The sequence below is a fragment of the Rhodoferax sp. genome (genome assembly GCF_028689305.1).
Taxonomy (GTDB): domain Bacteria; phylum Pseudomonadota; class Gammaproteobacteria; order Burkholderiales; family Burkholderiaceae_C; genus Rhodoferax.
In genome coordinates, this window is the sequence record NZ_JAQTWM010000008.1 from 1 (window position 1) to 21239 (window position 21239).

Genomic DNA, 21239 nt, shown 5'->3' on the forward strand with positions numbered 1-21239 from the left:
CCGTGAGAGCCTTTACCGCGCCTTGAGCCCAACGGGTAACCCGACCATCAAAACATTCCTTGCCGTGGTGCGTGGTGCAGGCCTTCACTTGGAAGTGTGCAGGGAACCCGTGGCTGCGTAATCGTCTCACCGGGTAATGACATCCGGCCTGAACTTTGTGAACCGATGGCATAAAACCCCTTGACATCCTCACAAACCCCCATGCCATAATCCCCCCAAGCCGAAAGGCCTGGTGCTAGTAACACCACACAGTAAGCGGTGCAACCTCCCCGATAGTGAGGTTTTGTCACGTCTGAACATGCATAACGTCCCGCCTGGGGCATTCAGGTTTTTGGACGGGATGGCCAGAGCGGTAACGCCTGGCGCATGTCTTTGCGCATGTTCTTAACATCCCGTCCACCATTTGCGCGTAAGAACGTAAGTGTTGGGTTTTGAAGTCTCGCAAAGGAGCAAGAAACCATGACCAAGGTCATTCACCTGCCGCGTGCCCACGCTGGCAACCGTGTGCAACTGTCTGCACGCACCCCCAAGCCAACCACCCCAGCCGCTGACGGCATCCAGCGCCAGCAAGCCATTGAAAACGCCTTGACCATGGCCCTGTACTTCATGCGCCAGCCGGGCAATGCAGCCGCCAACGTGTGGGCCGCTACCGCCCGCACCAATCGGGCGCTGACGCTGCTCAAGCAAGCCAGCGAAGGCATGGCACCGGCCAGCCCCGTAAACGCCACTGGGAGGGCCTGAGCCATGACAGACAATGTTGTAAAAGATTATCTTGGGCACCCCTGCCGTTTCACCCAAGCCCAAGGCCACTTTGATGAATCGTTGAAGGTTGCGCAACAAAAAGAATTGCGAGAGATCGAGAGAGATGTTGGGAGGCTCTTGCTTGAGCTATCAGACCGCCTCATGCATTCCAAAAACGCCTCGCATGTCATTGCTGACCTGACTGTCCCCATTCCTGATGCAGAGGAAGCCTCGCTGGCTCAGGAGTTCGTTGACTTCTTCGAGTATGGCATCGGCCAGTTTGTTCTTCTCCAGGCGATGTCGGAATCGCAGGATGGTGCTTTCATCAGGTACCCGGCCCAATTCCTCCAAGCGCGCAAATTCGCGGTACAGCGGGGTGTCAAAGAAGGCTTCTGAATCGCCCCGGGTATCGTGGAGGCCCGTTGGGTTAAGTCAGGCCTGTAGCGCAGCCTGACTGGCTAATTGCCGATAGTAATTTTCTTCAGCTTCGGCAGGGGGAATGTAGCCGATGGGTTCCAGCAGTCGGTGGTGGTTAGGGGTGTTCCGTTGGCGTCGAAGATGCAGTATCCCCACCGCTACCAATATTCGAACCCTCAGTACCTGAGCAAGTTGGTGCTGCTTGTTCTATTGGCCCGCCATGAACAAAGGCCTTATGCTATACAAAATGTAGCATAAGGCTTTTTTTCAGGCCACCAGCGCGAGCCAGGTCAGGCCGGCCAGATAGAAGCCACACAGAATCAGCGCAATCAATACAAATTGCTTCATACGTCAGTCCCCTTCCCGATACTTTTCACCACCAGCCAGGCCGCCAGGCGCCTGTTGGTGTCAACGGCATATTACGGGTTGTCATCAGCCCGGCTGCCATGGGCGGTCAGAAAAGGCGGGTTTCCGTGAAGAAGATCACGGCCAACTTGCCGCAGCCCGCACCTCTTGGGCGCCCCACAACACCTTGAGGTATCCCCGGGCCGGCCTTCACCAAAGTGCCTGCAGGCGCCCTGCCACCAGCTGGACGGCCCGGTCTGCCATGGCCCGAGCCTCCGAGGCGTCGTGTGTCACCAGCAAAGTGGTCATGCCTGCGGCCTGGATGCGGCTGCGGAATTCGTCACGCAAGGCCACACGCAAGTCGGCATCCAGTGCGGAAAACGGCTCATCCAGCAGCAACGCCCGTGGCCGGGTGATCAGCGCCCGCGCCAGCGCCACACGTTGCTGCTCCCCGCCGGACAGGCTCCAGACTTGGCGCTGCGCCAGCTCGGTCAAGCCAAACACACCCAGCATCTGCAAGGCCTGCAGCCGCGCCTGACGCCTGGGCAAGCGCTGTTCGACCAGGCCAAACGCCACGTTGTCCTGCACGTTCAGGTGCGGAAACAGCGCAAAGTCCTGGAACATCAAGGCAAAGCCACGGCGTTCGGGCGGCAAACCGGTGATGTCCTGCCCGTCGAACCAGACGGTGCCGGCAACGGGGGCCTGCAGCCCCGCCACGATATTGAGCAGGGTGCTTTTGCCGCTGCCTGAAGGGCCAAGCAGCGCCACAATTTCGCCGGCGTGCACCTGCAGATTCACCTCCTGCAACAACGGTCGGCCGGCATAGTGTTGGGCAATGTGACGTAGTTCAAGCATGGTGTGGTGACGAGGTGGCAGAGCGGACAGGGGCCCCCTCTGGCGGCGGCTGAGGGTGCCCGGGCAAAGGCCATTCGATCAGCAGAAACGCCGCTAGCGCCAAAGCCATCAGCAGGCAAGCCAACAAAAAGGCGGCGTCCAGATTGGCGGCGCCGGGGCGCCCCAGGCGCTGGTAGATCAGTGTGGTGAGTGTGGCCCATTCGGGGCGCGACAAAAACAGCGTCACGGCAAATTCACCCAACGCGGTGGCCGCCGCAAACGCCATGCCGCGCCGCAGCGCCGGCAGCAGCAGTGGCAGGGTCACCCGCCAGAAACAACGCCACGGGCTGGCCCCGAGCGTGCGCGCGGCCTGCCCCAGATGCACAGGCAAACTGTCAAGCCCAGCCGACAGCGACTTGGCCACAAACGGGTAGGCCAGCACCGCATAAGCCGCCAGCAACAGCGGCAAGCTGGCGCTCAGTGACGGATACAGCAACAGCAAGCCAAACGCCACCGTGACTGGCGACACCACGAACGGTAAAAAGGCGGCAGCACGCCAAAGCGTCGACGCGCGTGCCGCCATGGCGTGCAGCAACCCGAGCAAAGTGGCCAGCAGCAGCGCCAGGCCGGAAAAACGCAGGGTGTTCCACAAGGCACCGCGCGTTTCTTCATCAAACACCTGCCCCCAGGTGTCCCACCCGGCAAACAGGCCGCGCCAGAGGATGGCCGCGATGGGCAGGCCACAAACCGAAAACAGCAGCAACAGAGCTGCCCAAACACCCAGCCATTGCAGCCAGCCACGCGGCTGCTGGCGCGCCACTGGCGCCCGGCGCAGGGGCGCCGCCAGCCGCTGTTCCAGCGCGGCATAGGCCAGCGCCACCGCACCGGTCAGTGCGAGCATCCACAACGCCAGCACACTGGCCTGCGCCAGCTGCAGCTCATAAGCCACCAGCGTGTAGATCTCCACCTCCACCGTGGCATAACGCTGGCCACCCAGCACCAGCGCCAGCCCAAAGCCGGCAAAGCAGTACAGAAACACCAGGCACAAACTTGACATCAACCACGGCGCCATCGTGGGCCACTCGACACGCCAGAACGCCCGCCAGGGCGTGGCCCCGAGTGAACGCGCCGCCGCCAGCTGGCGGGCATTGACTTGCCCCAGCGCGTCCACACCGGCGCGTACCACCAGGCACAAATTGAAAAACAGATTGCCATACAACAGCAGCCAGGGGCTGCCCTGCAGGTCCAGCCCCAACCAGCCACTGAGCACACCACGCGGCCCCCACAGCGCCAATACGCCCAGGGCGGCCACCAGCGTCGGCACCACAAACGGCAACATCAGCAAGCGCAGCACCAGCGTGCGCCCGGCAAACTCAAAACGCGCCAGCACCCAGGCCAGCGGCAGGCCCAACAGCAGCGCCAGCACGCAGGTGATGGCGGCCTGCGCCAGCGACCAGCCCAGACGCCAGCGCAAGTAGTCGTCCTGCCAGGGTAAGGACCATGACACCGCAGCGTTCTGCCCGCCAGTCACACCCTCCAGCACCAGCCTGGCCAGGGGCGCCAGCAACAGCAGGCCCAGCGCCGCCGCCGGCAGCCAGGCCAGCCCCAAGCCGGCCCAGGAGCGTGACGATGTGGGCAGGCGCTCACTCACGGTCAGTCAGGGGGTGTCGGCCAGCACCGCTGGGGTCGGCGTTATTTCAGCACCACCTGTGTCCAGCGGGCCACCCACTGCGCCCCCTTGTCAGCCACCATCTGCAGCGGCAGGCTGTCAAAACTGGCGGGCTCGGCCGCATGGCGCAACACTGACGCACGCGGAGTCTGTGCCTGCACCGGGTACATCCACATGCTGGTCTGCAGCGCTTCCTGAACCGGCGCCGAACGCAGGAAATCGACCAACTTCAGGGCCGCCTCACGCTGACTGCCGCCCTTGAGCAAAGCCACCCCCTCGACCTGGCGGAACACGCCGCCCTTGAGGTTCAAACTGGCCGTGGGCGATTCGGTGAGTTTTTCCTTGGCATAAAACACCTCGGCGGCCGGGCTGGTGGCGTAACTCACCACCAGCGGATGGGTGCCACCACCCCGGGTGAATTCGGTGTAGTAGGCCTCACTCCAGCCCTTGGCCACCTTCAGGCCATTGGCACGCATCTGTGCCCACCAGGCAAAGGCTTCCTCTTCACCCAGACCGGCAATGGTCGCCAGCAAAAAGGCGTACCCAGGGCTTGACGTGGCCGGGTTGGGTACCACCAGGGTGGCTTTGTAGGCCGGCAGCGTCAGCTCCTGCAGCGTTTTGGGCAAGGCCAGGCCGCTTTTGGCTATTGCCGCCTTGTCGTAATTCAGGGTGACAAAGCCATAGTCCACCGCTGCCACCGCGGCGCCCAGATCGGCATCGGCCTTGGCGGGTGGCAAGCCAGGTTCCAGCACCCCAGCGGCCTGCGCTTTGGCGGCCAGTGTGTTGTCGATGCCGAACACCACATCGGCCAGCGGCTGCGCCTTGGTCAGGATGAGCTTGTTGAGCATCTCGCCGGCATTGCCGCCCTTGATGATGGCCAACTTGACGCCAGCCTGGGTTTCAAACTGCGCCAGCAGCGGTTTGGGCAGGGAGAACGAGCTGTGCACCATCACCCGCAGCTCATCGGCGGCGTGCGCCAGCGGAGAAACAGCACAAGTGGCCAGCGCGGTGGCGGCCAGGACAAAAAAACGACGGTTCATGGCATGCCTTTCAGTGCGCCAGCGCGTGCCAAGCGCGGGGTGAAAGGCCCAACCGGCAAGCGGCTGCGGTCCCGAACCGTCACGCTCCCTACGCTGGCATGATCCAGATCAGGTGAGTGGGGTATTTCTCAGCCCGTGTTGCCACGGACACCCCCGGTGAAGCGGCAATTGTAGTGGTCGCTGCCGTTTATTGGCTCAATTCGAGCCGCACCACGTGGTTGTCCTTGGCCGACCAGGTGCGGCCGGTCACCCGCTCCACAGCATCGGTGTGGATTTCTGCGGCAATGGCCCGACTCGGCGCCTTGCCCAGCGTGATTTTGCTGCTGGTGACGCGGCCACCACCGGTTTGGGCCACACCTGGGGGCGGTGACTGGCCGTCAAAGCTCACATGGCTGACCGTCGGGTCCAAGTAACCACGCGGGCGCTCCAGCTGGATGATCGAGAAGGCCCGCAAATCCGCATCGGCGATCCGGTCAGCCTTCAGGTGCACCAGCTGACTGCCGCGTGGAAACGGGCTGCGGTAGATGTGGGTCACGGCATAACCCGGCGCCCGCACGACAAATTCATAGGCTTGCCCTTGTTGCGCCCGAAACGGCCCCCAACGGCCATCCGCCCCTACCGCCTTCTCGTACACCGCCGGGCCAAGGCGCAGGCCGGTGTCGGCCTGCACGGCAAACACCTCGACCCGGGCCTTGGGCACAGGCAGGTTGTTGAAGTAGTGGGTGGCTTCACTGGCACGGTCGCCGGACTGCACCCCCATGCCGGTCACCTGCCCGTCCAGCACCAGCGCCACCTGCGGCCAGATCGTCTGGGAGCGGGGCTCCTGACCGGTGATGAAGCGGTAGCTGGCAGCAAATGAGGCCGGCGAGAACGCGCCATCACGTTGCTCGGACTGCGCAATCACCAGGCTTTTGACCCCCTTGAGCGCGGCCGTTTCGTAGTCTTTCACGGTCAACGGGCTTTTGGCTCCAGCCCACGGCCCCTCGGGCCAGGACAACACGGCGTGGCTGACCGTCTGGTCCCCCCCACCGTTGAGAATGTAGTTGCGAATGGCATAGGCACCACGCCCCTGGCCGATCAATACCACCTGCTTGGCACCGGTCCGAGCCAGCACCTGCGCCACCTGCGCCTGCAGAAAAGCGAGCTGTTCGGTATCCGTGCTGCGGCCGGGTTGCGCCTTGGCCGCATCGTCCGGCGCCCGCGGGTGGGCCAGCTGCAGAGCCACCAGACGCTCGCGTGGCCAGCCGTTGGACTCAAAGCGCCAAACCAGGTCCTGCCAGTAACTGGCCGAGGCATCGTCACCATGCACCAGCAGCACCGGCTGCGCCGACTCCTGCACCCTGGGACCATAGGCGCAGCCCGAAAATACTATCAATAAAGGAGCAATCAGCGTAATCAATACGCGGGCTAGAAGGCGATTTTTCATATAAAACTCCGAAACATCCGGGGACCAGAAACAGCCGGACGTTTCAGCCCTTGAGCAGCTGCTGACCACCCAGATAGGGCTGCAGCACGGCGGGCACCGTCACCGAGCCATCGTCGTTCTGGTAGTTTTCCAGCACCGCCACCAGCGTGCGGCCGACCGCCAGTCCGGAGCCGTTGAGGGTATGCACCAGCTCGTTTTTGCCTTGGGCGTTCTTGAAGCGGGCTTGCAGCCGGCGCGCCTGGAAGGCTTCGCAGTTGCTCACCGAGCTGATCTCGCGGTAGGTGTTTTGCGCGGGCAGCCAGACTTCCAGGTCATAGGTTTTGCTGGCGCCAAAGCCCATGTCACCGGTGCACAGGCTCATCACCCGGTAAGGCAGGCCGAGTTTTTGCAGGATGGCTTCGGCATGGCCGGTCATGACTTCCAGCGCCTCGTAACTTTTCTCGGGGTGGACGATCTGCACCATCTCGACCTTGTCAAACTGGTGCTGGCGAATCAGGCCCCGGGTGTCGCGCCCGGCGCTGCCGGCTTCCGAGCGGAAACACGGGGTGTGGCCGGTGAGTTTGACCGGCAGTTCGGATTCCGCCAACACCACGTCACGCACAAAGTTGGTCAAGGGCACTTCCGCGGTGGGAATCAGGTACAGCGCGGTGTGGTCAGGCTGCTCTTCACCCTCTTGCCCGCCTTTTTTGGCGGCAAACAAATCACCCTCAAACTTGGGCAACTGGCCGGTGCCACGCAGGGTCTCGCCGTTGACGATGTAGGGCGTGTAACACTCGGTGTAGCCGTGTTCCTGGGTCTGCACGTCCAGCATGAACTGCGCCAGGGCACGGTGCAGGCGCGCCACCTGCCCTTTCATCACGGTGAAGCGGGCCCCGGTGAGCTTGACCCCCATCTCAAAATCCAGCCCCAGCGGGGTGCCCACGTCCACGTGGTCCTTGATGGCAAAGTCAAAGCTGCGCGGTGTCCCCCAGCTGCGCACCACCACGTTGCCATGCTCGTCTGCCCCCACCGGCACACTTTCATGCGGCAAGTTGGGCACGGCCAGCAGCAGGGTCTGCAGCTCAGTCTGGATCTGGTCGAGCCGCTTGGCGGAGCTGTCGAGCTCGTCTTTGATGCTGGCCACCTGTGCCATCGCCGCCTCGACCTCAGCCGCACCAGCCGGGCCTTTGGCTTTGAGCTGGCCAATTTGTTTGCTGGAGGCGTTGCGCTGCGCCTGCAGCGCCTCGGTGCGCATCTGGATGGTTTTGCGCTCGGACTCCAGCGCGGTGAAGGCTTCCACGTTCAGAAAGGCTTGCGGGTTCTTGCGGGTTTCCAGGCGGGCCACCACATGGGCCAGGTCTTTGCGCAGCAGGGTCAGGTCTAGCATGATCAGGTTTCTTTATGAAAAATTGGGCTCTAGCCCACGATTTTATTGTGCAAGCAGCTACTAAAATAATAGCTAAACAAAGTCATCCGCAGCTTCGGCCGAAGCCAGCCGCAGCCCCTTTGGCAGCGGGAACTTGACCGTCTCGGGCGTGCCAGCCAGCGTCTGCACCGACACGGCCCCAAGCGCCTTGAGGCGCTCGACCACCTGCATCACCAGGACTTCGGGTGCCGAGGCACCGGCTGTCAGGCCGACACGGGTGGCGTTGGCCAGCCAGTGCGGCTGCAGGTCGTCGGCACTGTCCACCATGTAGCCGGGGGTGCCAAGTTTCTGCGCCAGTTCGGCCAGGCGGTTGCTGTTGGAACTGGTCGGGCTGCCGACCACGATCACCACATCCACCTGGGTGCTCAGCAGCTTGACTGCGTCCTGGCGGTTCTGGGTGGCATAACAGATGTCCTGTTGCTTGGGCTCGCGTACCAACGGAAAGCGGACCTTGATGGCTGCGGCGATGTCGGCGGCGTCATCCACACTCAGCGTGGTCTGCGTCACCACCGCCAGCCGCTCACTCTGGCTGGGCGTCACCCGCGCCACGTCAGCCACGCTTTCGACCAGGTGAATGCCGCCATCAAGCTGGCCCATGGTGCCCTCTACCTCAGGGTGGCCCTTGTGGCCGATCATGATGAACTCATAACCCTCTTTGGCCAGTTTGGCCACTTCCACATGCACCTTGGTGACCAGCGGGCAGGTGGCGTCAAAGATGCGAAAACCTCGGGCCGCGGCCTCCTGCTGCACCGCGCGGCTGACGCCATGGGCCGAAAACACCAGGGTTGCCCCGGCGGGCACGTCATCCAGCGCTTCAATGAAAATGGCGCCCTTGGCCTTGAGGTCGTTCACCACATAGGTGTTGTGCACGATTTCGTGGCGCACATAAATCGGCGCACCAAACTTGGCCAGGGCTTTTTCGACGATTTCAATGGCCCGGTCCACACCGGCGCAAAAGCCACGCGGCTGCGCCAGCAAAATCACCCCCACGCTGGCCGCTGTATGGGCGGCGCTGCCCCCCGAGGGAGCGCTCAGGCCGTCAGTGATCGAAGCCTGGCTGTTCATAAAACACCGATCACCTGCACTTCAAACGTCACCGGCTGGCCAGCCAGCGGGTGGTTGAAGTCCAGCAGCACCGCCTCGCCCTGCTCACCCGAGCGGAAGTCCACAATGACACCGGCGAACTGGCCGCTGCCGTCGGGGGTGGGGAACTGCAGCACCTCGCCCACAGCATACTGCTCCCCCTCGTTGCCCAGGTCGGTGAGTTCTTGACGCGCCATCCACTGTTGCATGGCCGCACTGCGTTCACCAAAAGCGGCACCAGCGGGTAGTTCAAACCTGGTTTGCGTGCCCTCGGCCAGCCCGAGCAAACAGGCCTCCAGCGCCGGTGACAGCTGGCCGGTGCCCAGCGTCAGTGTGGAAGGTGTGCCGTTGAAGGTGTTGATCACGTCACCGGCCGGACCACTCAGGCGGTAATGCAGGGTGAGAAAAGAGCCTGGTTGAACAGTGGCAGGGGTGGTGGTCATGGCGTGGTGTCGCTGAAAAAAAGGGAATGGTGCCGCCCCAAAACCCCAGGGGCACAAACCTGGTCTGGTGGCGCATAAACTGCATGGATTGTAAAAGCCTGACACGTGTGTGCTGCCATGCCCCTCAAAGACCTGCCCCCCGATGCCCGCCCGCGTGAAAAACTGCTGGCACGCGGCCCTGGCGCCCTCAGCGACGTAGAGCTGTTGGCGCTGTTGCTGCGTACTGGCATCAAGGGCAAGGGGGTGCTGCAGCTGGCACACGAACTGCTGCAGCTCAAACCGCAACAGGACGGGACCGCCGGTTTTGATGGCATTGCCGGACTGCTCCACGCCACGGCAGACGACCTGCGCCGGATCAAGGGCCTGGGCCCGGCCAAACGCGCCGAGCTGGTGGCGGTGCTGGAACTGGCACGCCGTGCGTTGCGCCAACGGCTGCAGGAACGCACCGTGTTCGATTCGCCTGACGCCGTCAAGACCTATCTGCAACTGCAACTGGGCGCGCGCAGCCATGAGGTGTTTGCCGTGTTGTTTCTGGACGCCCAGAACCGTTTGCTGGCGATGGAGGAGCTGTTTCGCGGCACGCTGACACAAACCAGTGTCTACCCGCGTGAAGTGGTACTGCGTGCCTTGCACCACCAGGCTGCTGCCGTGGTGCTGGCGCACAACCACCCCAGTGGTACGGTGCAGCCCTCGCGGGCGGATGAAATGTTGACACAGACCCTGAAAACCACGCTGGCGCTGATCGACGTGCGGGTGCTGGACCATGTCATCGTGGCACCGGGTGAGGCCTTGTCGATGGCAGAACGGGGGCTGTTGTGACCGTGGTCAAAGTCCGGGCGCTGACCGACCTCAAATTGGTCAAACGCGCTTTGACCGAACAGGCCCAGCTGCGCGCCAGCCAGGCCAGCGCGCAGGCCAAGGCCGCCAAACAGGCAGCCAGCGACAAGGACTTGTTCCGGCGCGCCGCCGGCGCCGTGCAGCCGCTGCCCGACAAACGCCGGGTGCTGCACCAACCTGAACCCAGGCTGCCGCAGGCGATGCAGTACCAGAAAGATGAACAAGCCGTGCTGAAAGAGGCGATCAGTGACGAATTTGATGTCTCCACCCTGCTCGACACCGACGAACACCTGAGTTTTCGCCGTCCTGGCATTGGCCCGGACGTGACGCGCAAGCTGCGCCGCGGTGACTGGACCATCCAGCGCCAACTGGACCTGCACGGTCTGCGCCGTGACGACGCGCGTGAGGCCCTGGGTCTTTTCATCCGGGAAGCGTACAAACAGGGTATCCGCTGCGTCAGGGTCATCCACGGCAAAGGGCTGGGATCACCGGGCAAGGCGCCCGTCCTGAAAAGCCGGGTGCACAGCTGGCTGGTGCAGAAAAACGAGGTATTGGCCTTTGTGCAGGCCAAACCGGCCGACGGTGGCGCCGGCGCGCTGGTGGTGTTGCTGACGTCGGCCCGCGCGGGGTAAACGTCAGCCCCAGCGCGGGTCAGACATCAGCGCTCGTTCTTGGAAAAGCGCTTTTGTGCGTCGCGCGGCACAAACACCTTGCCACCGCCTGCGGGTTTGCCAAAAGCCGGCTTGCCAAAAGCGGGTTTGCGGGCCGCAAAGTCGCCTCGCGGCGCGAAATCACCACGTGGTGCTGCGCCGCCATTGCGGTCACCGGCAAAACGGTCATTGAAACCACCCTTGCGCTCGTAACTGAAACCTTCACGCGGCGCGGCAGGACGCTGTTCGTCGCGCTGGGCGACACCGCCAACCACGCGCGGACCGCTGGGCTTGCGATCACCAAAGCTCGGGCGGCTGTCGCCGAAACCACCACGATTGCCACCAAAACCGCCACCCGCCGGGCGGCCAGCGCCAAATTTGCGGTCACGCGAATGGAAGTCAGAACCACCACGGCCACCAAAACCGCCGTTCGGACGGGACTCTGGCAGACGCTGCTGCGGCTCCAGACCCGGAATCACTTCGGGCTTGATCGGCTGACGGCTGTAGGCTTCGATGTCAAAAATCTTGCGGCGATCGCGGAATTCGGCAAAGGTCACGGCCAGACCATCACGCCCAGCGCGGCCGGTACGGCCAATGCGGTGGGTGTAGTCCTCGGCCTTCATCGGCAGGCCAAAGTTGAACACGTGGGTAATGGTGGGCACGTCAATGCCGCGAGCGGCCACATCGGTGGCCACCAGAATCTGCACATGGCCCTGGCGCAGCGCCATCAGGCGGCGGTTGCGCAGGCCCTGGCTCAAGGCACCGTGCAAGGCCACGGCATCAAAGCCGTCTTGCTGCAGGTCATTGGCCAGGCCATCACACTCGATCTGGGTGCTGGCAAACACAATGGCCTGATTGATGGTGGTGTCACGCAGCCAGTGGTCGAGCAGCTTGCGCTTGTGCTGGGCGTTGTCGGCCCAGAACAGCACCTGCTTGATGTTGGCGTGTTTTTCCTGCGGGCTGTCGATGGTGACGCGCTGGGGTTCACGCATGACGCGGGCAGCGAGTTGCTGGATGCGCGGCGCAAAGGTGGCGCTGAACATCATGGTCTGCTTGCGGTCGATGGTGAGCTGGTTGATTTCAGCCAGGTCGTCCGAGAAGCCCAGGTCGAGCATACGGTCGGCTTCGTCCACCACCAGGAACTGCACTTGGTCAAGCTTGATCTGCATCGAACGCTGCAGGTCCAGCAGGCGGCCCGGTGTGGCCACCACCAGATTGGCATTTTGCAACTTGGCAATCTGCAGCTGGTAGGGCATGCCACCGACGATGTTGGCGACACGCAGGCCGCGGCAGTGCTGCACCAGATCGATCGCGTCGTGCGCCACTTGCTGGGCCAGTTCACGGGTCGGGCAAACAATCAGCGCACCGGGACTGGGCGCGGTAAAGTGGCGTGGGTTGGTTGGGTCCTTGCGTTTGGCACGCTTCGGGGGGGCCTCACCCTTGGCAGCCGCTTCGGCCACGGCGCGCTCATAGTCGGCCCGCGCCTGGGCTTCCGCCTCGGCCTGCTGCGTCAGCAGGGTGTGCAATACCGGCAACAAGAACGCGGCGGTCTTGCCGCTGCCGGTCTGGCTGGAAACCATCAGGTCCGTGAAACGGGATGCCTTGCCGCCATCAGTGTGGCCCTGCATAGCCAGCGGAATGGTTTTTTGCTGCACGATGGTCGGCTGGGTGAATCCCAGGTCTTTCACCGCACGGATCAGCTCAGGGGCCAGGCCCAGCGTGATAAAACCGTTGGGCACCTCAGGTTCGGCCACGACAGCCTCGGGGGTGATCACCGCGTCATCGGCGATCAGGTGCAGGTCATTGGAAATGGTTTCGGCAGACGACAAATCGCCTGTCGCCAAAATAGCGTCAGTCATGATTTCTTTCAATACGAATACACGAGCGCCGCACGTGGTGCGGTGGGCTCCGTTCATGGTTAAAAAACATCAACCATCAAACGGAACCAGCTCTGACTCACGGGTGTGAGTGTTTTTCAGCGCCAGGGGTTCTTTTCGGATCAGGCTGCAAGCAGCATGACATTGAACCCGGTGAATGTTGGGAGATGTGCAAATTAGCGCCGCTGTTAACAGCGCAGCCAAGGATTATGGCACAAGTTCGGGTTTCTACCTAATTTCCTTCAGGCAGCCGGGTATTTGATGAAGTGCGCGCGGTAGTGTTCCAGTTCGTCAATCGACTCGTGCACATCAGCCAGCGCGGTGTGCCACTGCTTTTTCTTGAAGCTTTTGTAGACCTCGGGTGCCCAGCGTTTGGAGAGCTCCTTGAGGGTGCTCACGTCCAGGTTGCGGTAATGGAAAAACGCTTCCAGCTTGGGCATATAACGCGCCAGGAAGCGCCGATCCTGCCCGATGCTGTTGCCACACATGGGTGTGGTGCCCTTGGGCACGTAGTGACCCAGGAACGCCAGGATCTGCGCCTGTGCCTCGTCTTCGGTCAGGGTCGAGGCCTTGACCTTGTCAATCAGACCGCTCTTGCCATGGGTACTTTTGTTCCACTTGTCCATGCCGTTGAGCAGCGCGTCACTCTGGTGCAGCACCAGCACCGGGCCTTCAATGCGGCTCTCCAGCTGCGGGCCGGTCACGATGACGGCAATTTCAATGATGCGGTCTGTCTCGGGGTTCAAGCCGGTCATCTCGCAGTCCAGCCAGACCAGATTCTGGTCGGACTTGGGCAAAACAGCTTGGACAACGGGGCTGGTGGTGGGGGTGTTGGATGCAGGCATGCGGCAAATTGTCGCCGATCACCTAAACTTCGCCGCCATGCGTGATACCAACCTGTTCTCCGACCCGTCCCTGCTGCTGACGACCGGCTTTGCCGTGGCACTGCTGCTGAGCCTGCTGCTGAAATTCTGGCTCGCCTCCCGGCAGATCCGGCATGTGGCGCGTCACCGCGGGCAGGTTCCTGCCGCCTTTGCCACCACCATCACACTGGCAGCGCACCAGAAGGCTGCTGATTACACCCTGGCCAAGGCCCGCCTTGGCCTGCTGGAGCTGGCCTTGGGGGCCGCCGTGCTGCTGGGCTGGACGCTGCTGGGCGGCCTGTCGGCGCTGAACCACGGGTTGGTGGCCTGGCTGGGCGCGGGCATGACGCAACAACTGGCGCTGTTGGCCGGCTTTGTGCTGATCAGCGGCCTTTTGGATCTGCCGCTGTCGCTGTACCAGACCTTTGTGCTGGAGCAGCGTTTTGGCTTCAACAAGATGACACTGCAGCTCTGGCTGACCGACTTGCTCAAGTCCAGCCTGATGGGGGCGCTGATCGGCCTGCCGATAGCCGCGCTGGTCCTGTGGTTGATGGGCGCCAGCGGTGGCCTGTGGTGGCTGTGGGCCTGGTTGTTCTGGATGGGCTTCAACCTGCTGTTGCTGGTGATTTACCCGACGCTGATTGCCCCGATGTTCAACAAGTTCACCCCCCTGGAAGATGCCACGCTGAAAACACGCGTCACCGCCCTGATGCAGCGCTGCGGCTTCTCGGCCAAGGGGCTGTTTGTGATGGATGGCAGCAAGCGCAGTGCCCATGCCAACGCCTATTTCACCGGCTTTGGTGCCGCCAAACGGGTGGTGTTTTACGACACGCTGCTGTCCAGGCTGAGCCCGGCAGAGGTGGATGCCGTGCTGGCGCACGAGTTGGGCCACTTCCGACACCGGCACATCGTCAAGCGCATCGTGGTGATGTTTGCCATGAGTCTGGCCGGTTTTGCGCTGTTGGGCTGGCTGGCGGACCAGGTCTGGTTTTACACCGGCCTGGGCGTGCAACCCAATGTGACCGGCGCCAATGATGCGCTGGCGCTGCTGCTGTTTTTGCTGGCCATGCCGGTAGGGAGCTTTTTTATTGCGCCGATCTTTGCCCAGTTCTCACGCAAACATGAGTTTGAGGCCGACGCCTACGCCGTGGCGCAGACCAGCGGGCAGGACCTGTCCTCGGCGCTGCTCAAGCTGTACGAAGACAATGCCTCGACCCTGACACCCGATCCCTTGTACGTGGCGTTTTATTACTCCCACCCCGGTGCCTCGGAACGACTGGCCCGGATGCAGCCGGCCACCCGGAACGCCTGAAAAAAATTTATGGAAAATATGCCTCTAGCCCAGACAAAACGTGCATTGAGAGCTACTGAAGTTGTAGCAAATCTGGCAAAACTGGAAGGCTGGCGGCTGTCTGGTGATGGCACCACGGTGGCAATTGAAAAGACCTTCACCTTTGCCAACTACGACCGCACCATGGCATTTGTGAACGCGCTGGCGTTTATCGCCCATGCGCAGGACCATCACCCGGAGCTGATCGTGCAGCAGCACCAGTGCCTGGTGCGCTGGCGCAGCGATGATGTGAGTGGCATCTCGCTGGCCGACTTTGCCTGCGCCAAACAGGTGGACGCCCTGCTGGCCGGGCCGGCGTCCGCCTGATGACCAAGCCAACACCGCAACCCGGCCTGATCGTGGCCAACTATGGCCGCCATTTTTTGGTGGAAGACGCCACTGGCGAGCGGCGCATCTGCCACTCGCGCGGTAAGAAAAGCCAGGGGGTAGTGGGTGACCGGGTGCTGTGGCAAGCCTCGCAGGACGAAGGCACCATCGAAAAAATTGAGCCACGACGCAACCTGTTTTACCGCCAGGATGAGGTGCGCACCAAGTCGTTTGCCGCCAACCTGGACCAGGTGTTGATTCTGCTGGCCGCCGAGCCCGAGTTTTCCAGCAGCCAACTGTCACGTGCGCTGATCGCGGCCGAAGCGCAGCACATCACCCCGATCATTGCGCTCAACAAGCGTGATCTGGCCGAGCCTTTTGCCCGCGCCTGGGCGTGGCTTGCACCCTACCGGCAGATGGGTTACGACGTGTTGCCACTGTGCCTGGCCAATCACAACGAGGCTGACCGGCAAACGCTACGACAGCGGTTGTCTGGCAAAACCACGCTGGTGCTGGGCCCCTCAGGGGCCGGCAAAAGTACCCTGATCAATTGCCTGATTCCGGGCGCGCTGGCCCAGACCGGCCAGCTGTCGCAGGCGCTCAACTCGGGTAAACACACCACCACCAGCACCACCTGGTACTGGATGGATGCCGCCAAGCGTACTGCCCTGCTGGATTCGCCCGGGTTTCAGGAGTTTGGCCTGAACCACATCGACCCGGCGCAACTGGCGGCCTACATGCCCGACCTCAAGCCACATGTGGCGCAGTGCAAGTTCTACAACTGCAGCCATTTGCACGAACCCGGTTGTGGCGTGATGGCAGCCATCCAATCGGACGCCAACCCGGATGGCATCAGCCCCAATCGCTACAAGATTTATAGTGACTTATACGCCGAACTGAAACAGGTCCGGCGTTATTGACGCACCCCGGGCGCGACCTCAGCCGCGCAGCTGCAGCACGTCGGCCAAGGCCTGGATCAGCTGGTCACACTGCGCCGGAGTCCCGACACTGATGCGCAAGTACTGGTCAATACGCGCCTGCTTGAAATGGCGCACCAGGACACCACGGGCACGCAGATCAGTGGCCAAACCAGCGGCATCATGGGCCGGATGACGGGCGAAGACAAAATTGGCCTGGGAAGGTAACACGGCAAAACCCAGGTCTTCAAGCGCCAGGATCAGGCCTTCGCGGCTGTTCATCACGGCCTGGCAGGTCTGGGCAAAATAGGCCTGGTCTTCGAAGGCCGCCACCCCGCCGGCAATCGCCAGGCGATCCAGCGGATAGGAGTTGAAACTGTTTTTCACCCGCTCCAGCGCATCAATCAGGTGGGCCTGGCCACAGGCATAGCCAATCCGCAGGCCAGCCAGCGAACGTGATTTGGACAGGGTGTGCACCACCAGCAAGTTCGGGTAACGGGCGATCAGCGTCAACGCGCTCTGGCCGCCAAAATCCACATAGGCTTCATCCACCAGCACAACTCGGTGCGGGTGCAGCTGCAGCAGTTGCTCAATGTCCGCCAGCGGCAGACCGATGCCGGTGGGGGCGTTCGGGTTGGCAATCACCACGCCGGCCACTCGCTGACCGTCGGCGCGGGCGTAATCGGCCACCTGCAGCCGCAAGTCGTCCGCCAGGGGCACCAGTTGCGCCTCAATGCCATACAGGCCGCAGTACACCTTGTAGAAGCTGTAACTGATGTCGGGCAGCAGCAAGGGGCAGCCCTGCTGGAAAAAGGCAAAAAAAGCATGCGCCAGCACTTCGTCGGAACCATTGCCCAGAAAAACATGTTGCTCGGCCAGCCCATGCTGTGCCGCAATGGCCTGGCGCAAGGCCGTCGACTCCGGGTCCGGGTACAACTGCAATCCCTGCTGCGCGGCCTGGGTGATGGCCGCGATCACGCGCGGGGACGGTGGGTAGGGGTTTTCGTTGGTGTTGAGTTTGACCAGATTGCTGATCTTGGGCTGCTCCCCTGGCACATATGGCGTCAGGCGCCCCACGACAGGACTGTAAAAATTCGAGGTCATCACAAATACTATAAATTCAATAGCTATAAAGGCTTATTTCAAGCGGGCTAGAGGTCAATTTCCTCAAAATTCAGCCGAGCAAGCGGGCCAATGTCAGCAGTGCCAGCAACACCACCCACATGACCACGGTGCGCCACACCAGTCCGACCACGGTCGCCAGATGCGACAGCTCCGGCTGCGGCCGCTCTGCGCAGACATCCTCCTCCAGCGGCAGCACCGATGACGCCGGCTGCGTGCTCATGCGCCCGTCCAGGCCACGCAGGTGGATGTTCACAGCGCCAGCTGTGGCGGCCAGCACCACACCATCGGCGTTCGCCGAACCCCGCTGGGCGTAACGCCGCCAGTCGTCAATGGCTTCTTCAAAATTACCAACCACCGCAAAACCAATGGCGGTGACCCTGGCCGGTAGCCAGTCCATCCAGGCCCAGGCTTGCAAGGCATCTTTCTGCAAGGCAGCACTGACCGGCTGGTGGTGCGCCTCACTTTGATGACGCCAATAACGCGCGACAAATTCACCAAGCCGGTACACCACCGCACCGGTAGGCCCCAGCCCAAAAGCCGCCAGCACCGAGAACCAGGCCAACACACCAAACACATGGCGATGGGCCGCCAGCACAGAAAACTCAATAACCTTGCCAATCATCTCGCTGCGCGGCATGTCCCTGGTTTCAAGCTGTTGCCAGTCAGCCAACAGGCGCAGGGCCAGCGCATCGTCGCCGTCAGCCAGCGCATCACGAATCTGGGTGAAATGAAAGCTGAACTGCCGAAACCCCAGCGAGGTATACAGCACCAGCGCACTCCAGGCCACGGCCAGCGGCCAGCCCACAAAGTAGTTCAGCAGCCAGTAAATGATCAGGGCAACCGCGGCGGGGCCCCCCACCGCCACGCCCCAGGCCAGCCAGCCGTGCACCGGTTGGCCGGCATCCAGGCTGCGGGTACACCAGCGCACCCACGCACGCATGGCGGCATGGATCAGGTTGCCACGGACCAGCGGTCTGGCCTGTTCCAGCAACAGGGCAAAAAGCACCGAAATGAAGCTCATGCAATGATCATAGCGGCTGCTTTGCTCATGCCATCAGGAAACGATAAAAGTTGCGCAACATGCCGGCGGTGGCACCCCAGATAAAGCGCTCTTGGGCACCATCCTGATACGGCATGGACAGCCAATGCCGCTGCACGCCCTGCCAGATCAACTGATGGTGCCGGTGGTTGACCGGATCCATGAGGAACTGCAACGGCACCTCAAACACATCGGACACTTCCTGCGCGTTGGGCTGCAGCACAAAACCAGGCTGAACCAGCGCTACCACGGGGGTCACCAGAAAAGCCGACCCGGTGGTGTAGATGGGCAGTTGTCCCAGAACCTCGACCAACTCCGGCACCAACCCCACCTCTTCAAACGCCTCGCGCTGCGCCGCTGCCACCGCGTTGGCATCGGTGTCATCGACCTTGCCCCCGGGGAAAGCGATCTGTCCGGCATGGGTCGACATGTGGGAGGGGCGCTCGGTCAGCAGCACGGTAGGTGCATCACGCATGACGATCGGGACCAGCACCGCCGCGTGTGTAGGTGGCCGGTCCAGAAATTTTCTCTCCGCCACCAGTTCCGGCTGCCAGACCGGTGGCGAAGCAAAACGTGCACGCAAGGCCTGCGGCGCCAGCGCCGACGCGGCGACCGCAGGCAAATGCCCATCCACCTGCACCACAGGCACCTGGCGCGGATCAATGGACGGCGGCTTGTTTGGGGTCATCACCTGGATCATGGCTACAGTGTCGCCCAAGCCCGGCTTCACCGGCAAGCGCACACCAAAGGATGGGACGAAAAAAAACCGCCACTGTCACCAGAAGGCGGTTTTCTCGAAAAGCCTGCTCGCTTAAGCAGCCACAGCAACCTTGCGGGCCGGCAGTTTTTCCTTGATACGAGCCGACTTGCCGCTGCGGTCACGCAGGTAGTACAGCTTGGCACGACGCACATCACCACGGCGCTTGACCTCAATGCTGGCGATCAGCGGGCTGTAGGTCTGGAAGGTACGCTCGACACCTTCACCGCTGGAGATCTTGCGAACGGTAAAACCGCTGTTCAGACCACGGTTACGCTTGGCGATCACAACGCCTTCGTAAGCCTGCAGACGCTTGCGGGTACCTTCAACCACGTTCACGTTCACCACCACGGTGTCGCCAGGGCCAAAGTCTGGGATTGTCTTGTTCAGACGAGCAATTTCTTCTTGCTCAAGAGTTTGGATCAGATTCATAAAAGACCTCAAATGATCTTGCAAGCGCCAGCATCAGGATTGATACATGCCCCAGCATTTACACCAAGGCGGCCCCACAGAGGATCGGTTAGCCTGCCATTATAGCGCGGTCAGGAAGGTTTCGTCTCTGGCATCCAACCGGCCGGCGCCGCGAGCCTGCTCTATCAGGTCAGGCCTCAGGTGGGCTGTGATCGCCAGACGCTGGTCACGCCGCCAGCGTTCAATGCGAATGTGATGACCCGACAACAACACCTCAGGCACTTCCCTGTCTTGCCAGACTTCCGGCCGGGTGTAATGCGGACAATCCAGCAAGCCATCCAGCGCCGGGTTGAAACTGTCCTGTACATGGCTATCGGCATCATGGAGCACGCCGGGCTGCAACCGTGCCACGGCATCCAGCAGTGCCATCGCTGCAATCTCACCGCCCGATAGCACAAAATCGCCCAGGCTAATCTGCTCCGTGACGTGGGCATCAATAAAACGCTGATCAATGCCCTCATAGCGACCACAAACCAGCACCGCCCCCTGACTGGCAGCCCAGCGGGTCACCATGGCATGCGTCAACGGCTGACCCGCTGGCGAGAACAGCACCACCGGCGCTGCATCTGTGCGTTGTGAGCGGATGTCAGACAAGCACCGGGACAGGGGCTCGGCCATCATGACCATACCCGGACCACCACCAAACGGGCGGTCATCCACGCGCCGGTAATTGCCTTCGGCAAAGTCACGCGGGTTACTCAAGCGGACCTTGACCCGACCGGATTCAAAAGCCCGTCGGGTGATCCCCGTGCTCAAAAACGGAGCGAACAACTCTGGAAACAGCGTCACAACATCAAATTGCATGATGCGCCGCTCAATAGTCCGGTTGCCAGTCCACCAGAATCCGCCGCGCCGTCAAATCAACATCATCGACGTACATGGAAACAAAGGGAATCATGCGTTGTTGCGTTTTGCCATCTTGCTGGAAATCAATCACCAGAACCGTCTGCGGGCCGGTGGCCAGCAGGTCGTTCACTTGCCCCAGCAAAAGCCCTTCACGGTTGACCACTTCGAGCCCGATCAAATCGACCCAGTAGTACTCGTTTTGTTCCGGCGCGGGGAAACTCGATTTGGCAATAAAAATGCGTGCACCGCGCAAGGCGTCGGCCGCCGTGCGATCATCCACGTCATGGGCACACGCCACGACAGCATCGGAATGGATTTTGACTTCTTTGATGTTTAATCTTCCAACACCCTGAAAAGTTTTAGCACCTTTTTCGGCAGGCAGCAAAAACCAGTGTTTGGAAGAAAAAAGCGCCTCGGGATTGGCGCTGTAGGAGTGGACCTTGAACCACCCCTTGATGCCCCAGGCATCTGAGACCCGCCCGACTTCGATGGCATCTGCCGGCAGTTCGGCAGCCTCCAGGCCGGGCAGCATGGTCACCAATCAGGCTGCTTTTTTGGCAGCTTGGCTGATCAGGCGCTCCACTGTGGGGGATGCCTGTGCACCAACGCTCTTCCAGTAGGTCAGGCGATCTTGTGCAATACGGATGCTTTCTTCGTTGGCAGTGGCGATCGGGTTGTAGAAGCCGATGCGTTCAATGAAGCGCCCGTCACGACGGGTGCGTTTGTCTGCCACAACAATATTAAAGAACGGGCGAGCTTTTGCACCGCCACGGGCGAGTCGAATGACGACCATGATT

22 protein-coding genes, 2 pseudogenes and 1 riboswitch are annotated in these 21239 nt (G+C 61.9%); of the genes and pseudogenes, 7 read left to right on the forward strand and 17 right to left on the reverse strand.

What is annotated here, in order from left to right; all coding sequences use genetic code 11:
* Both PHW99_RS02930 and PHW99_RS02935 read left to right on the forward strand, forming a co-directional pair.
* Positions 1 to 121 (forward strand): annotated as a pseudogene (locus PHW99_RS02930) (transcriptional regulator); the annotation flags it as partial.
* A gap of 338 nt (positions 122 to 459) precedes the next feature.
* Positions 460 to 741 (forward strand): hypothetical protein, encoded by a 282-nt coding sequence (locus PHW99_RS02935; protein WP_300173643.1) that lies wholly within the window; start codon positions 460 to 462, stop codon positions 739 to 741.
* Positions 742 to 963: 222 nt separating this feature from the next.
* On the opposite strand, the pseudogene PHW99_RS02940 reads toward PHW99_RS02935, so the two are convergent.
* From PHW99_RS02940 to PHW99_RS02975, 8 genes and pseudogenes are all read right to left on the reverse strand, one after another.
* Positions 964 to 1134 (reverse strand): annotated as a pseudogene (locus PHW99_RS02940) (transposase); the annotation flags it as partial.
* 579 nt (positions 1135 to 1713) lie between these two features.
* Positions 1714 to 2358: an ABC transporter ATP-binding protein gene (locus PHW99_RS02945; protein WP_300173645.1), complete on the reverse strand. Its 645-nt coding sequence runs from the start codon at positions 2356 to 2358 to the stop codon at positions 1714 to 1716.
* Complete coding sequence (locus PHW99_RS02950; RefSeq protein WP_300173647.1) at positions 2351 to 3988, reverse strand: iron ABC transporter permease; 1638 nt, start codon at positions 3986 to 3988, stop codon at positions 2351 to 2353. The genes PHW99_RS02945 and PHW99_RS02950 overlap by 8 nt, the downstream gene beginning before the upstream one ends.
* Before the next feature lie 41 nt (positions 3989 to 4029).
* Entirely contained in the window at positions 4030 to 5046 is a 1017-nt protein-coding gene (locus PHW99_RS02955) for a thiamine ABC transporter substrate-binding protein (protein WP_300173649.1), read from the reverse strand.
* Between the two features lie 67 nt (positions 5047 to 5113).
* A riboswitch (TPP riboswitch) is annotated at positions 5114 to 5211 on the reverse strand.
* 22 nt (positions 5212 to 5233) lie between these two features.
* Positions 5234 to 6472, reverse strand: coding sequence for a twin-arginine translocation pathway signal (locus PHW99_RS02960; protein ID WP_300173651.1), 1239 nt, complete (start codon positions 6470 to 6472; stop codon positions 5234 to 5236).
* A 43-nt stretch (positions 6473 to 6515) separates the two neighbouring features.
* Complete coding sequence (gene serS, locus PHW99_RS02965) at positions 6516 to 7838, reverse strand: serine--tRNA ligase (protein WP_300173653.1); 1323 nt, start codon at positions 7836 to 7838, stop codon at positions 6516 to 6518.
* A 72-nt stretch (positions 7839 to 7910) separates the two neighbouring features.
* Complete coding sequence (gene ispH, locus PHW99_RS02970) at positions 7911 to 8942, reverse strand: 4-hydroxy-3-methylbut-2-enyl diphosphate reductase (protein ID WP_300173655.1); 1032 nt, start codon at positions 8940 to 8942, stop codon at positions 7911 to 7913.
* A complete protein-coding gene (locus PHW99_RS02975) occupies positions 8939 to 9403 on the reverse strand; it encodes an FKBP-type peptidyl-prolyl cis-trans isomerase (protein WP_300173657.1) in 465 nt (154 codons plus the stop codon). Before PHW99_RS02975 ends, ispH begins: the two co-directional genes overlap by 4 nt.
* Positions 9404 to 9520: 117 nt before the next feature.
* On the opposite strand from PHW99_RS02975, the gene radC reads away from it, so the two are divergent.
* Both radC and PHW99_RS02985 read left to right on the forward strand, forming a co-directional pair.
* The gene (gene radC, locus PHW99_RS02980; protein ID WP_300173659.1) at positions 9521 to 10222 is read left to right on the forward strand and encodes a DNA repair protein RadC; all 702 of its coding nucleotides are present in this window, start codon (positions 9521 to 9523) and stop codon (positions 10220 to 10222) included.
* Complete coding sequence (locus tag PHW99_RS02985; RefSeq protein ID WP_300173661.1) at positions 10219 to 10872, forward strand: Smr/MutS family protein; 654 nt, start codon at positions 10219 to 10221, stop codon at positions 10870 to 10872. Before radC ends, PHW99_RS02985 begins: the two co-directional genes overlap by 4 nt.
* A 26-nt stretch (positions 10873 to 10898) precedes the next feature.
* Here PHW99_RS02985 and PHW99_RS02990 read toward each other — a convergent pair whose 3' ends face one another.
* Complete coding sequence (locus PHW99_RS02990) at positions 10899 to 12749, reverse strand: DEAD/DEAH box helicase (RefSeq protein WP_300173663.1); 1851 nt, start codon at positions 12747 to 12749, stop codon at positions 10899 to 10901.
* A 260-nt stretch (positions 12750 to 13009) separates the two neighbouring features.
* Entirely contained in the window at positions 13010 to 13612 is a 603-nt protein-coding gene (orn, locus tag PHW99_RS02995; protein WP_300173665.1) for an oligoribonuclease, read from the reverse strand.
* A gap of 37 nt (positions 13613 to 13649) precedes the next feature.
* Between orn and PHW99_RS03000 the strand changes: the two genes are divergently transcribed.
* From PHW99_RS03000 to rsgA, 3 genes are read left to right on the forward strand one after another with little or no spacing between them, the layout of a single operon-like run.
* On the forward strand, positions 13650 to 14942 hold the full coding sequence (locus tag PHW99_RS03000; RefSeq protein WP_300173774.1) for a M48 family metallopeptidase: 1293 nt from the start codon (positions 13650 to 13652) through the stop codon (positions 14940 to 14942).
* 9 nt (positions 14943 to 14951) lie between these two features.
* Positions 14952 to 15287, forward strand: coding sequence for a 4a-hydroxytetrahydrobiopterin dehydratase (locus PHW99_RS03005; protein WP_300173668.1), 336 nt, complete (start codon positions 14952 to 14954; stop codon positions 15285 to 15287).
* Positions 15287 to 16207, forward strand: coding sequence for a ribosome small subunit-dependent GTPase A (gene rsgA, locus PHW99_RS03010; RefSeq protein WP_300173669.1), 921 nt, complete (start codon positions 15287 to 15289; stop codon positions 16205 to 16207). Before PHW99_RS03005 ends, rsgA begins: the two co-directional genes overlap by 1 nt.
* 18 nt (positions 16208 to 16225) lie before the next feature.
* Here the strand turns inward: rsgA and hisC are convergent, their stop codons facing one another.
* The 7 genes from hisC to rpsP all read right to left on the reverse strand — a co-directional run bounded on the left by hisC (position 16226) and on the right by rpsP (position 21235).
* Positions 16226 to 17308 (reverse strand): histidinol-phosphate transaminase, encoded by a 1083-nt coding sequence (gene hisC, locus PHW99_RS03015; RefSeq protein ID WP_300173671.1) that lies wholly within the window; start codon positions 17306 to 17308, stop codon positions 16226 to 16228.
* Between the two features lie 70 nt (positions 17309 to 17378).
* A complete protein-coding gene (locus tag PHW99_RS03020; protein ID WP_300173673.1) occupies positions 17379 to 18350 on the reverse strand; it encodes a cobalamin biosynthesis protein in 972 nt (323 codons plus the stop codon).
* 25 nt (positions 18351 to 18375) lie between these two features.
* Positions 18376 to 19056 carry a CoA pyrophosphatase gene (locus PHW99_RS03025; protein ID WP_300173675.1) on the reverse strand — a complete coding sequence of 227 codons (681 nt, stop codon included), beginning with the start codon at positions 19054 to 19056 and terminating at the stop codon, positions 18376 to 18378.
* A 123-nt stretch (positions 19057 to 19179) separates the two neighbouring features.
* Complete coding sequence (rplS, locus tag PHW99_RS03030) at positions 19180 to 19557, reverse strand: 50S ribosomal protein L19 (RefSeq protein WP_300173677.1); 378 nt, start codon at positions 19555 to 19557, stop codon at positions 19180 to 19182.
* A gap of 99 nt (positions 19558 to 19656) precedes the next feature.
* On the reverse strand, positions 19657 to 20400 hold the full coding sequence (gene trmD / locus PHW99_RS03035) for a tRNA (guanosine(37)-N1)-methyltransferase TrmD (protein ID WP_300173679.1): 744 nt from the start codon (positions 20398 to 20400) through the stop codon (positions 19657 to 19659).
* A 10-nt stretch (positions 20401 to 20410) separates the two neighbouring features.
* Entirely contained in the window at positions 20411 to 20980 is a 570-nt protein-coding gene (gene rimM, locus PHW99_RS03040) for a ribosome maturation factor RimM (RefSeq protein ID WP_300173681.1), read from the reverse strand.
* A 3-nt stretch (positions 20981 to 20983) separates the two neighbouring features.
* On the reverse strand, positions 20984 to 21235 hold the full coding sequence (gene rpsP, locus PHW99_RS03045) for a 30S ribosomal protein S16 (RefSeq protein WP_300173682.1): 252 nt from the start codon (positions 21233 to 21235) through the stop codon (positions 20984 to 20986).
* Between the last annotated feature and the right edge of the window lie 4 nt (positions 21236 to 21239).